General features: G+C 61.6%; 11 protein-coding genes. 2 read left to right on the plus strand and 9 right to left on the minus strand.

Annotation, left to right across the window (positions count from 1 at the left end; genetic code table 11):
- Positions 1-271 precede the first annotated feature (271 nt).
- Positions 272-1,654: a tetratricopeptide repeat protein gene (locus RH950_RS16230; RefSeq protein WP_350058632.1), complete on the plus strand. Its 1,383-nt coding sequence runs from the start codon at positions 272-274 to the stop codon at positions 1,652-1,654.
- A 3-nt stretch (positions 1,655-1,657) separates the two neighbouring features.
- Here the strand turns inward: RH950_RS16230 and RH950_RS16235 are convergent, their stop codons facing one another.
- Together RH950_RS16235 and RH950_RS16240 are read right to left on the minus strand one after the other, a co-directional pair.
- The gene (locus tag RH950_RS16235) at positions 1,658-2,200 is read right to left on the minus strand and encodes a rhodanese-like domain-containing protein (RefSeq protein WP_350058634.1); all 543 of its coding nucleotides are present in this window, start codon (positions 2,198-2,200) and stop codon (positions 1,658-1,660) included.
- A 26-nt stretch (positions 2,201-2,226) separates the two neighbouring features.
- Positions 2,227-2,559: an ArsR/SmtB family transcription factor gene (locus RH950_RS16240; RefSeq protein WP_350058636.1), complete on the minus strand. Its 333-nt coding sequence runs from the start codon at positions 2,557-2,559 to the stop codon at positions 2,227-2,229.
- Positions 2,560-2,653: 94 nt separating this feature from the next.
- Between RH950_RS16240 and RH950_RS16245 the strand changes: the two genes are divergently transcribed.
- Positions 2,654-3,523, plus strand: a complete 870-nt coding sequence (locus RH950_RS16245) for an MBL fold metallo-hydrolase (RefSeq protein WP_350058638.1) — start codon at positions 2,654-2,656, stop codon at positions 3,521-3,523.
- A gap of 14 nt (positions 3,524-3,537) precedes the next feature.
- Here RH950_RS16245 and RH950_RS16250 read toward each other — a convergent pair whose 3' ends face one another.
- The 7 genes from RH950_RS16250 to RH950_RS16280 all read right to left on the minus strand — a co-directional run bounded on the left by RH950_RS16250 (position 3,538) and on the right by RH950_RS16280 (position 12,659).
- Entirely contained in the window at positions 3,538-4,155 is a 618-nt protein-coding gene (locus RH950_RS16250) for a hypothetical protein (RefSeq protein ID WP_350058640.1), read from the minus strand.
- A 126-nt stretch (positions 4,156-4,281) separates the two neighbouring features.
- On the minus strand, positions 4,282-6,732 hold the full coding sequence (gene gyrB, locus RH950_RS16255; protein ID WP_350058642.1) for a DNA topoisomerase (ATP-hydrolyzing) subunit B: 2,451 nt from the start codon (positions 6,730-6,732) through the stop codon (positions 4,282-4,284).
- A 23-nt stretch (positions 6,733-6,755) separates the two neighbouring features.
- Entirely contained in the window at positions 6,756-7,946 is a 1,191-nt protein-coding gene (gene recF / locus RH950_RS16260; protein WP_350058644.1) for a DNA replication/repair protein RecF, read from the minus strand.
- An 83-nt stretch (positions 7,947-8,029) separates the two neighbouring features.
- Positions 8,030-9,148, minus strand: coding sequence for a DNA polymerase III subunit beta (dnaN, locus tag RH950_RS16265; RefSeq protein ID WP_350058646.1), 1,119 nt, complete (start codon positions 9,146-9,148; stop codon positions 8,030-8,032).
- Between the two features lie 185 nt (positions 9,149-9,333).
- On the minus strand, positions 9,334-10,767 hold the full coding sequence (dnaA, locus tag RH950_RS16270) for a chromosomal replication initiator protein DnaA (protein ID WP_350058648.1): 1,434 nt from the start codon (positions 10,765-10,767) through the stop codon (positions 9,334-9,336).
- A gap of 748 nt (positions 10,768-11,515) precedes the next feature.
- On the minus strand, positions 11,516-11,782 hold the full coding sequence (gene rpsT, locus RH950_RS16275; RefSeq protein ID WP_323797962.1) for a 30S ribosomal protein S20: 267 nt from the start codon (positions 11,780-11,782) through the stop codon (positions 11,516-11,518).
- A gap of 100 nt (positions 11,783-11,882) precedes the next feature.
- Positions 11,883-12,659, minus strand: a complete 777-nt coding sequence (locus RH950_RS16280; protein WP_323797961.1) for an enoyl-CoA hydratase — start codon at positions 12,657-12,659, stop codon at positions 11,883-11,885.
- Positions 12,660-12,670 lie beyond the last annotated feature (11 nt).

Here is a 12,670-nt window from a genome sequence, read left to right on the forward strand (position 1 = left end):
TTTATCTTACTTAATGCATTGGATTAAGTGTGAAAATCGCATAAAATTTTACACCGAAACGAAAAAATGATCCTATATCAATATGTTAAATATTTTTCTTCAATATGATTCTAATTTATTGCGTTAACTTTATAAATATACTCGGAAAAAATGGCATAAAGGTTTATTTCCAGACTCTCTCGACCCGATCACGCGCTCTCGCATTGCCCGTGATCATCCAGACGCGTAGCTATGGACTGACAATACCACCATCACCGGCCGGAGATCCGCCATGACCATCACGGACTGCAGGGACCTCGCCGTCTCGAATGCCGACAACGCCCTCGTCGCGGCACTGGAGAACGCCCACGAGATGTTCCTCACCTATTCCGGCGACCCGCTCGGCGAGATCACCGAGATACTCGATGCCGAGCCGGATTTTGTCATGGGACAGATCTTCAAGGCGGCACTGCTGACCCAGGCAATGGAAACCCGGATCTATCCGGACCTGGTAAGCACACTGAAAACTGCCGAAGCCCTGGCGCCGCGGGCGAATGAAAGGGAACGGCGGCACATCGGGGCGATCCGGGCCTGGGCCGATGGCGATTTCCACGGCGCCGTCGATCTCTGGGACGCCCTGCTGGTGCAGTTCCCGCGCGATTTGCTGGCCCTGCAGCTCGCCCATCTCTCCGACGTGCTGCTCGGCGATACGGACAACCAGCGGGACCGGGTGGCCCGCATTCTCCATGCCTGGGACGAGAGCGTGCCCGGATACGGCTATGTCCTCGGCCTCTATGCTTTCGGGCTGGAGGAGAACCGGGATTTCGACATTGCCGAGGAATGCGGCCGCCGCGCCGTGGCGATGAACCCCAAGGATGCCTATGCCATTCACGCGGTCGGCCATGTGATGGAAAGCCAGGGGCGCCAGTCCGGCGGCATCAACTGGATGCAGTCACGCCAGCAGGACTGGGCCTATGGCAATTTCGCCAGTCATCTCTGGTGGCATCTCTCGCTCTACCATCTCGACCTGGCCCAGAACGATCAGGTGCTCGATATCTATGATCGCCGTCTGCGCAGCACCGATCCCAGCGGCGACAAGTACGAGGAGCTGGACGCCGCCGCGCTGCTCTGGCGCCTTGAGCTGCTTGGCGTCGATGTCGGCGACCGCTGGAAGACGCTGGCGGACAAGTGGGAGCCGAGCGCGACGGACACGCTCTATGCCTTCAATGACGTGCACGCGATGATGACCTTTGTCGCCGATGGCCGCTGGGACGTGGCGGAGCGGGTTCTGAACGCGCATGAGCGCTACACCACCGCCGCCAGCGACGCCAATGCGGCCATGACCCGGACGGTTGGCCAGCCCTTCTGCAAGGCCCTGAAGGCCTTTGCCGAGGAAAAGTACGGAGAGGCCGTCGATACCCTGCTGCCGATCCGCTACCGGACCCGGTATCTCGGCGGCAGTCACGCCCAGCGGGACATTATCGGCATGACCCTGCTGGAAGCCGCCCTCAGAGGCGGGCGGAACGATCTCGCGCTGGCCCTGGCCTCCGAGCGAACGGCCCTGAAACCGACGAGCCCGCTGAACTGGCGCTTCGCCGCCCGGGCCCATCGCGGTCTCGGCGATCATACACGGGCGACGGAAGCCGAAGCCCGGGCCATCGCCCTGCACGGATAGGCGTCAGGCAGAGGCCTGTTTGTTCCAGGGCATGTGGCCCAGCAGGCGCGCCATACCGCACCAGCCGGTCACGCCCGCCATCAGCAGGCCGGCACCGACAAAGGCCGGGATCAGGGCATAGACCGGATCGGCCAGATAGCCCGCGAGCCCCCCGGCACAGGCGAGGGATCCGGCGATGATCTGCACCTGCCGCATGATTTCCAGCGGCGCCTTCTTGTTCCGTGTGACTGGCAGGCCCGCATCCTTCCAGCCCTCGATGCCGCCTTCAAGAAAAGCGGCGGAGGCAAACCCGGCTTCAACAAAAAGCGGCGCATTGATCATGGTCCGGTTACCGGAACGGCAGTGGAGCACGACGCCTTTGTCGAGGTAGGGAGCGAGATCCGCGGATTTCCATGCCGAAAGCGGAATGGCGACCGATCCTGGGATCCATTCCCGTGCCCGTTCGTCGGGCTCGCGGATATCGATCAGGACAAGGGTCCCGCCTTCGATCTGCGGGGCGGCGCTCTGGGCGTCAATGCCGGGGAGCTGCGGATGGTTGGTCTGCATGGATCTTCCTTTCGTTCGGCCGGACTCTATTCGGCCGCTGTGTCCACCGCTTCGGGCGGACAGAAATGTTTCTGCAGGACGGCCAGCAGGTCGCTGACCGGCCCCGGCGTCAGGGCGTAATACCGACGGCGGCCGTCTGCCCGGACCTCGATCAGATTCTCCTCTGCCATCCGGGCCAGATGCTGCGACAGGGCGGGTTGCGACAAATTGAGGCGACCGGCGAGATCATTCACACTCAGCTCACCCGCATCGGCCAGATGGCAGAGCACCATCAACCGGTTCCTGTTGGCGGCTGCCGTCAGAAAATCTGCAACCTCGGAGGCCTTCTGCTCCATGATCTCGAGGGGAAGTCCCGCCATTCACAAATCCTCAGGGATCCGGTTTACATATATAAGTAATTGCTTATATATTAAATCACCGAAGCGGAAACAAGCCTTTTCCGGGAGAAATGCCGTGAACGCTCTGACAAAGCCTCTGGTCGAAGGGTTTTTCGACACACGCACATCGACCATCACCTATGTCGCCAGCTGTCCGGATACGCAGCAGGCCGTGATCATCGATTCAGTGCTCGATTTCGACTCCGCCTCGGGCCGGACCTTTACCGAAAGCGCGGACAAGGTGCTGGCCTATGTCCGGGAGAAGGATCTGCATGTCGCCTGGCTGCTGGAAACCCATGCCCATGCGGATCATCTATCCGGCGCGCCCTATATGCGGCGCGAACTCGGAGTGGGCATCGCCATCGGTTCGCACATCAAGGATGTCCGGGACGTCTTCAAGCCGGTCTTCAATCTGCAGAACCTGAGCGAGGAACCGAACGAATTCCAGCATCTCTGGCAGGATGGCGAGAGCTTCAAGATCGGCAATCTGGACTGCGCGGTGATGCATACACCCGGCCATACGCCGGCCTGTCTGACCTATCGGTTCGGCGACGCGCTGTTCGTCGGGGACACCATCTTCATGCCGGATTTCGGCAGCGCCCGCTGCGACTTTCCGGGCGGCGACGCCCGTACCCTGTATCGCTCGGTCCAGCGCATCCTGTCCCAGCCGGACGAATACCGGATCTTCGTCGGGCATGATTACCAGCCAGGCGGGCGGGAGCTTGCCTTCGAGACCAGTGTCGCCGCGGAAAAGGCCCGGAGCATCCATTTCAAGGACGGTGCCGACGAGGAAAGTTTCGTCGCCATGCGCGAGGCCCGGGACAAGACTCTCGACATGCCGAAACTGATCCTGCCGGCCATCCAAGTGAATGTCAGGGCCGGACAATTGCCGGAACCCGAAGACAATGGCGTGCGCTATCTGAAACTGCCGCTCAACCAGTTCTGAGCGGCGCCCGCCCCTCAGAGCCCGAGGGCAACCCGGCGCTGTTCATATTCCGTCTGGTCGATATCGCCGTTCAGGAAAGAATCCATCAGCCATTTCAAGCCGTCACCGCCCTGGGCGTCGGCTGCCGGTTTCGCCGAGGCCGGCACGGGATGCGATCCCGGCGTCATGGCGAGCGGCGTGCCGGGCGATTGTGCCTCCTGAAAGGGGGCGAGCGTCCTGATCGGATTGCCGTCCTCGTCGAGATTCGCCGCATATTCCGTCTTTGCGGTTTCCGATCTCAGAGCAGCCTGGACAGTGCAGCTGTTCTGCCGCGCAAGCATCTCGAGCATATCGTTCCTGGAATCCAGGGCGACCATTTCCTTGCCCGCCCCATCCCTCAGGTCCAGGGCGAAAAGAGCCGGCCAGAACAGCACGAGGCCGACGGCGCCAGCCAGAATGTTCCGCCCCGTCCTGCCGTGGTTCTCGCCCGCCAGAGCCCGCATCGACGAGTTGTTCCGGCCGATCTCGCGATCAATCTCCAGACAGCTCATGGTCTGGTCCTGCGCGTTGGAGGTCGCCACCGGGACCGCCTCGCGACCGGCGCAGGCCGTAATGCTCAAAATCAGACAAACGGCCACACTGCGGCGAATCATGCCACACTCCCCCAAAGCACCTGTAAGTGTTCCCCGGGAGGAGTCTACCGGCGGCCAGAATCGCGTGCAATTACAAATAAATGAGCACGCAACTGGAGCTGCCGGTATGCAGCCTTGTCAGGTTGGCTAGATATCCAGGTTGGCGACCTTCAGGGCATTTTCCTGAATGAACAACCGGCGCGGCTCGACCACGTCGCCCATCAGCGTCGAGAAGATTTCCTGCGCCTCGTCCAGATGATTGACCCGGACCTGCAGCAGGGTGCGCTGATTGACGTCGAGGGTGGTCTCCCAGAGCTGATCCGGGTTCATTTCGCCAAGACCTTTATACCGGTTCACGGTCAGACCCTTGCGGCCGCTTTCCTGGATCGCTTCGATCAGGGCGATCGGACCGTGGATCGGCCGTTCAGCGTCCTTCATCAGCAGGCTTGCACCCTTGCCGAACGTCCCGCTCAGCTCTTCGGCCATGCCGGTCAGGCGGCGGGATTCCGGCGACCGGACCTGAATCTGGTCGATCCGGTACCGCTCGGTCACGCCGCGCAGGGTGCGCTCGAACACCAGTTCGACATTGTCCGTGTCGAAATGACCGGTCCAGCCACGCTCGATATCCTCTGACAACGCGTCCAGGCGTTCGGCGATGCTGGTGGCCGTTGCCGCGGCGCGCTCGGGATCGGCAAGCAATTCCGGGCTCAATGCGCCGGAAATCGCGCATTGCTCCACCACGAAGGCGGAGCCGATGCGGCGCACCAGCGGCTCGATCAGGGTCTTGGCATCCCGCGCCTGTTCGGCCATCCGCTCCAGGTCCGGGCCCAACATCTGGGTGCCGTCGGCAAGCTTCAGGGTCACCCCGTCAATGCCGTTGTTGATCAGGTAGGCTTCCAGCTCCCGGTCGTCCTTCAGATAGGTTTCGGAACTGCCCTTCTTGGCCCGGTAAAGCGGCGGCTGAGCGATATAGAGATGGCCGCGTTCCACCAGTTCCGGCATCTGCCGGAAGAAGAAGGTGAGCAGCAGGGTCCGGATGTGACTGCCGTCCACGTCGGCGTCAGTCATGATGATGATCTTGTGGTAGCGCAGCTTCTCGATATTGAACTCTTCCGAGCCGATGCTGGTGCCGAGCGCGGCGATGATGGTGCCGATCTCCTGGCTGGACAGCATCTTGTCGAAGCGGGCCCGTTCCACGTTCAGGATCTTGCCACGCAACGGCAGGATGGCCTGGGTCTTCCGGTCCCGCGCCTGTTTGGCGGAACCGCCGGCGCTGTCACCCTCGACCAGGAAGACTTCGCAGAGCGACGGATCGCGTTCCTGGCAGTCTGCCAGCTTGCCCGGCAGATTGGCGATATCGAGCGCGCCCTTGCGCCGGGTCAGCTCGCGCGCCTTGCGGGCAGCCTCGCGGGCGGCGGCCGCTTCATACGCCTTGGAAACAATCTTCCGGCCGTCCGCCGGATGTTCCTCGAACCATTGCTGCAGCCGCTCGCCAAGGATCGACTCGACCACCGGCCGGACCTCGGAGGAGACCAGCTTGTCCTTGGTCTGGGAGGAGAATTTCGGGTCCGGAACCTTCACGGACAGCACGCAGGTCAGACCCTCGCGGGCATCGTCGCCGCTGAGCTGGGTCTTTTCCTTCTTCGCGATCCCGCTTTCCTGCGCATAGGCATTGATCGTCCGGGTCATGGCACCGCGGAAACCGGCAAGGTGCGTACCGCCGTCACGCTGCGGAATGTTGTTGGTAAAGCAGAGCGTGTTCTCGTGATAGCTGTCGGTCCACTGCATGGCCACCTCGACGGTGATCCCGTCGCGCTCGCCGGAAACCACGATCGACTCGTGCAGGGGGCTGTGGTTACGGTCGAGGTAATCGACAAAGGCCTTCAGGCCACCTTCGTAGAACAGGTCGACGGCAACTTCCTCGGCCTCGCGCTTGTCGCTCAGCAGCACGTGCACGCCGGAATTCAGGAAGGCCAGTTCACGCAGCCGGTGTTCCAGGGTCTTAAAGTCGAACACCGTCTTGGTGAAGGTCTCTGTCGAGGGCAGGAACGTGATCTCCGTGCCCTTCTTGCCGTTCGCCGGACCGACCACGGCCAGCGGCGCCTCGACTTCGCCGTGGCGGAAGCGGACCACATATTCCGTGTCGTTCCGCCAGATCCGCAGCTCGAGACTTTCGGACAGGGCGTTCACGACCGAAACGCCGACCCCGTGCAGACCACCGGAGACCTTGTAGGAATTCTGGTCGAACTTACCGCCGGCATGGAGCTGGGTCATGATGACCTCGGCGGCGGAAACCCCTTCCTCGGAATGGATATCCACCGGGATACCACGCCCGTTGTCGGTGATCGTCGCCGATCCGTCCGCGTTCAGGGTGACCGTCACCAGATCGCAATGCCCGGCCAGCGCCTCGTCGATGGCGTTGTCGACCACCTCGTAGACCATATGGTGAAGGCCCGAGCCGTCATCGGTGTCACCGATATACATGCCCGGCCGTTTCCGGACCGCATCGAGGCCGCGCAGGACTTTGATCGACTCGGCGCCGTATGCGGCATCCTCGGCCGTCGCGCCGTTCTCTTCCGGAAGATCATCTTGTGCCATGTCGGCTCCCAGTCCTTAGGTGATCAATCGGCCCGCACGTCGCCGTCTTCAACGGCAAAGAACTGACCGGCGCCCTCAAGGGACGCGAATAGCGCCCGGTCGGTGCCGGTCATCCAGACCTGCCCGCCGAGCGCGAGGAGAATATCGTAAAGCGCGGCCCGCCGGCCGCTGTCGAGATGGGCAGCCACCTCGTCCAACAGCAGCACGGGAACCGCGCCGGTTTCTTGCGCGCCCAGCCTTGCATGGCCGAGCACGATGGCAATCAGCAGCGCTTTCTGCTCGCCCGTCGAGCAGTGTGGCGCCATCATGCCCTTGGTCAGGTGCCGCACCTCGAGATCGCTGCGGTGCGGGCCGGGAACGGCCGCGGGTTCGCTGCCATCCAGGCGCCTGGCCTTTTCCAGCCGCGCTTTCAGCTCGTCTTCCACCGCAAGCGCCGGCCGCGAGGCAATTTCCGTCTCGACATAGCCGTCAAGACTGAGTTCGGCCCCCGGGAAGGGATCGGAGCCGGCTGTCGTCACCGCGTTCAGCCGCGCCACCAGCCCGGATCGGGCTGCGGCGATGGCAACCGCCTTTTCGGCGATGGATTCTTCAAGCGCCGCGAACCAGGCCCGGTCCCGCGTGCCATTCCGCAGCAGCCGCGCCCGCTCGCGCAGCGCGTGGGTATAGGCGTTCACCCGCGTCGCATGGTCCGGATCGAAGGCATAGACCAGCCGGTCCAGGAAACGGCGCCGGTTCGAGGAGCCTTCGATGAAGAGACGGTCCATCTGCGGCGTCAGCCAGGAAACGGCCAGATGCTCGGCCAGCACGGTCTGGCTTTTCGCCGGAGCGCCGTCGATCCGCACCAGGCGCTTCTCACCGCCGTCACGGCCGGTACCCTCCGGCCCCGGATCGCGGCCGGTGCCGATCTGCACTAGTCCCGCCATGCCGCCGACCTCGGCGGAAACCGCCCAGGCCGCATTGTTTCCATCGGCATCCGCCCGGCCGACTTCCGAAATCCTGGCCCGGCGCAGCCCCCGCCCGGGGGTCAGAAACGAAACCGCCTCAAGCAGATTGGTCTTGCCGGCGCCATTCGGGCCGGTCAGCACGATCGCCGAGGCGGAGACATCCATCCGGGCCGCGGCATAATTGCGAAACCCGGCGACGGACAGGCGGTTGACGCGCGGCGAGACCTGTCCGGCGCTGGTCAGCACCGGTGCGGCTGTCGATCGAGACATGTCCGTGTTTCGCAATGCGTTCAACATTTCCATTCGTGCTGGTCTCACCGCCGGACCCCGGTCATCCGGGGGCCGGCACGTCCTCAGACGCGCATCGGCATCAACACGTAAAGGGCACTTTCGTCATCCTGATCGAGGATGATCGTCGGCGATGCCTGATCCGCAAGCTGGAACACTGCCCGCTCGCCCTCGATCTGCCCGGTAATATCCAGCAGATACTTCGAATTGAAACCGATCTCGATATCGCTCGCGGTGTAATCGACCTCAACCTCTTCCTGCGCCGTGCCGTTGTCCGGGCTGCTGGCCGAGAGGGTCAGCTGGCCGCTTGTGACGGCGAGCTTCACCGACCGGGATTTCTCGGTCGAGATCGTCGCCACGCGGTCCACCGCTTCGGAGAAGCGCTGGCGGTCGACATGGAGCATCTTGTCATTGCCGCTCGGGATCACCCGCTCGTAGTCCGGGAAGGTGCCGTCGATCAGCTTGGTGGTGACCACCGTATCCTCGAAGGAAACCCGGAGCTTGGTGTCGGAAAGGGAGATCGTGACCTCACCCTCGATACCGTCGATCAGCTTGCGGATCTCGTTCACCGCCTTGCGCGGCACGATCACGCCGGGCATGTCCCCCGCGCCTTCGGGCAGCGGCATCTGCACCCGGGCGAGACGGTGACCGTCGGTCGCCACCGCGCGCAGCACCTTGACGCCGTCGGCTTCCGCCGCATGCAGGAAAATACCGTTCAGGTAATAGCGGGTCTCCTCGGTGGAGATCGCGAACCGGCTCCGGTCGATCAGCATGCAGAAATCCGCCGCGCTGATGACGAAACTGTGTGGCAGCGCATCGCCGCTAAGGGCCGGGAATTCCTCCGGCATCAAAGCGGGAAGAGAGAAATTGGAGCGGCCGGCGCGGATCGTCACGCGGCTGACATCGCCGGTGGCGGCAAGCTCGACATCCGATCCGTCGGGCAGCTTGCGGACGATATCGTAGAGCGTATGGGCCGGCACCGTCACGATCCCGGCTTCCGGCACGTCGCAGGCCACGGATTCGACAATATCCATGTCCATGTCTGTCGTGCTCATACCGAGCCGCCCGTCCTGCGCTTTCAACAGCACATTGGACAGGATCGGGATCGTATTCCGGCGTTCCACAACACTTTGGACGTGTCCGAGAGGCTTAAGCAAAGCCGCGCGATCAATAACGATTTTCATATTCTTCTACTTATCGGCTGGAAAGTTGATCCCCCAATCGCCGACCCAGCGGCGAGCGAGCGCCTCCGCATGAGACAAGCGCATGAAACTATAGCACAAGTGCAGGGCGCTTGCGGTAGTTTCAAGGGTAAAAAAGTTCGTGCTGCTGACCCATTATGAACGGTCGGCCAACAGTGCCGGAAAGATCACGATTCCAGCATGCGCCGGAGCAGATCGACATCGTCGTTGAACTGCTTGTCGAGCCCGCGCAATTCCTCGACTTTCCGTACCGCGTGCAGCACCGTCGTGTGATCCCGGCCACCGAATTTCCGGCCGATATCCGGCAGTGACTGCGAGGTCAGCTGCTTGGACAGATACATCGCCACCTGCCGCGGACGGGCAATGGCCCGGGAGCGCCGGGCGGAATGCATCTCGGATAACCGGATCTGGAAATGGTTGGCGACCTGGCGCTGGATTTCCTCGACCGTCACCCGGCGATCATTCGCCCGCAGCAGATCGGCCAGAACCTCCTGGGTCATCTCCAGCGAAATTTCCCGGCCGACCAGCGTCGAGTGGGCGACAATCCTGTTCAGCGCCCCTTCCAGCTCGCGGACGTTGGAAGAGATCTTGTGGGACAGGAACTCGAGCACCTTCTCCGGCATCTCGACGCCGAGGCGCTCGGCCTTCGACTGCATGATGCCGAGCCGCAGCTCGTAGTTCGTCGGATGGATGTCGGCGACCAGGCCCCAGCCGAGCCGCGAGCGCAGCCGCTCTTCCATGCCTTCGAGATCGGTCGGCGACTTGTCGGCGGAGATCACCACCTGGCGATTCTGGTCCACCAGCGCGTTGAAGGTATGGAAGAATTCTTCCTGGGTGGAATCCTTGCCGCTGATGAACTGCACATCGTCGATCATCAGCAGGTCGACCGAACGGAACTGTTCCTTGAACGCGACCGTGTCGCGGAAGCGCAGCGCCCGGATGAACTGGTACATGAATTTCTCGGCAGAGAGATAGATCACCCGCCGGTTCGGGTGCCGCTGCCGGAGATGCCAGGCAATGGCATGCATCAGGTGGGTCTTGCCGAGGCCGACCCCGCCATACAGAAACAGGGGATTGAACGGCACCGTCTCGCTCTCGGCGACCCGCCGCGCGGCGGCGAAGGCCAGCTCGTTCGGCTTGCCGACAACGAAATTGTCGAAAGTGAAACGCGGATCAAGCGGCGCCTCGAAATCAGGACGATCATCCGAGCCGGAATAATTGTGAACCGCCGGCGCTCTCAGCGCTGCCGGGCGCGGCGCCGGTTCAGCCATGCCGGCCCCCCGGCCAGATTCCTGAGCGGTGCTTTCCGCTTCGTCCCGGCTGCTCTCGGACCGGCCACCGCTCACCGCAAAGATGGCAATGGATTTCACATCGGGATGTTCGACCGACCAGATCGCCCGCAGGCGATCTGAATATTGCGACCGGACGCGGTCACGAACGAAGGGGCTCGGTGCCCGCATCATGGCCGTTCCCTCGTCGATCCCCTCGAAGGTCAGTGGCTTCAGCCAGTTCCGGAACACCGCATCGCCCAGTTCGGTCCGGAGCCTGCCCCGCACACGCGCCCAACATAATTCGTGATCGTTCGATATGTCGGCGGTCATGTTCTGGCCTCCGGCGGCCTGTCGTTGCGGCCCGACTTCACCCCACACATTCAATTCTCTTCCCGCCCCCTTCTCCAACTCACCCCTGGTCATCTACGCGCCCCATCCGTTTAAACGACCAGCCAGCCGGAAAATCCATGCTCCAGACGCACTTTCCCTAGAGAAAATCGCCCCGCGATTTCTTGCATTCTTCGGGCTGCGCTAAATAAATCTTTGAAACGTTAACAGTTTTACTTGGCGCTCATTCCGAACGCCCGGTCAAACTGCAACGTTAACCGAATACCGAGCCGAAATTTTTGAATGATCTTGTTCATTTTGTTTTCACCCCGGCGCGGCAGTAGGCGCCCAAACTACCCAAGTGCTTTTCGGTGCGCAACAGGGACTCTATCCAAAATGACGTTTTTTTTTCGACCGAAGCCCTGATCTTTTCCTTGACAGAATCATTCTCCACTTTGAATCAACGCCTTGAATTCCGTCCTTCAAAGATGACATCGCCTTCCCATTCCACCTGTCGGAAAAATGCTCATAAGGCGTTGTTTTTACGTTAATTTTTGGAAAAAGATGAGGATGTCACTGTGCCGGACGCGCTAATTTGGCGGCCTTTTCATCACAATTAATCAACAAAAATGTAATCAAACCGTCGCAATGCCCGGACGCACGCCGCCGCTCCGCCAACAGTCAAAACAGCAAAAGCCGCGACCCAGGGCCGCGGCTTCCGCTTGAAGTATTCGTCAGGGCCGTCCGTATGTTAGGCAGAAATCGCCTTGATACGGGCAGACAGGCGCGACAGCTTGCGCGACACGGTGTTCCGGTGAAGGACACCTTTCGTCACGCCACGCTGCATTTCCGGCTGCGCAGCTTTGAACGCAGCCTGAGCGACTTCCTTGTCCCCACTGTCGATCGCCAACTCGACCTTCTTCACGAAGGTACGAATACGGCTGATCCGGGCGTGGTTCATGACCCGGCGCCGATCATTACGGCGAATACGTTTTTTGGCAGACTGATGTTGCGCCATTTGCTTCTAATCCCAGCTCGATGCGCGGAAATTCAAGAGGGCGGCTTATAGACGAGAGTCTCCCGTCGCGTCAACCGCGTAAATCCGACTGATTTGAGAATCAGCGGTTCTTGAAACTAGGCTGCCGCTTTTCCGCAAATGCCGACATGCCTTCTTTCTGGTCCTCGGTCGCGAAGGTGGCATGAAACAGCCGCCGTTCGAAGTTTATACCTTCAGCCAGTGTGGTCTCGTAAGACCGGTTGACTGCCTCTTTCGCCATAAACACCGACGGACGGGAGAGAGAGGCAATCTTGCCCGCCACCTTGAGGGCTTCGTCCAGCAGATCGGCAGCCGGAACGACGCGGCTCACAAGTCCCGCCCGCTCGGCTTCCTCGGCATCCATCATCCGCCCGGTCAGGCACATTTCCATGGCCTTGGACTTGCCGACGAAACGGGTCAGGCGCTGCGTACCCCCGGCCCCCGGGATCGTGCCGATGGTGATTTCCGGCTGGCCGAACTTCGCGGTATCGGCGGCCAGGATGAAATCGCACATCATGGCGACCTCACAGCCACCACCGAGCGCATAGCCGGAAACCGCGGCGATCACCGGCTTGCGGCAATCGGTCAGGTCTTCCCAGCCGCTTGTGATGAAATCCTGGCTGAACACGTCGGTGAAGCTCTTGCTCTGCATCTCCTTGATGTCGGCGCCGGCGGCGAAAGCCTTCTCGCTGCCGGTCAGCACCATGCAGCCGACCTCGTCATCCGCCTCGAAATCGGCGAGCGCCTTGCTCAGCTCCGCCATAAGCGGACTGGACAGGGCGTTCAGCGCCTTCGGCCGGTTCAGGGTAATGAGGCCGACAGCCCCCTTCTTCTCAACCAGAATATTTTCATATGCCATCGGATCGCTCC

The sequence above is a fragment of the Nisaea sp. genome (assembly GCF_040217065.1).
GTDB lineage: Bacteria > Pseudomonadota > Alphaproteobacteria > Thalassobaculales > Thalassobaculaceae > Nisaea.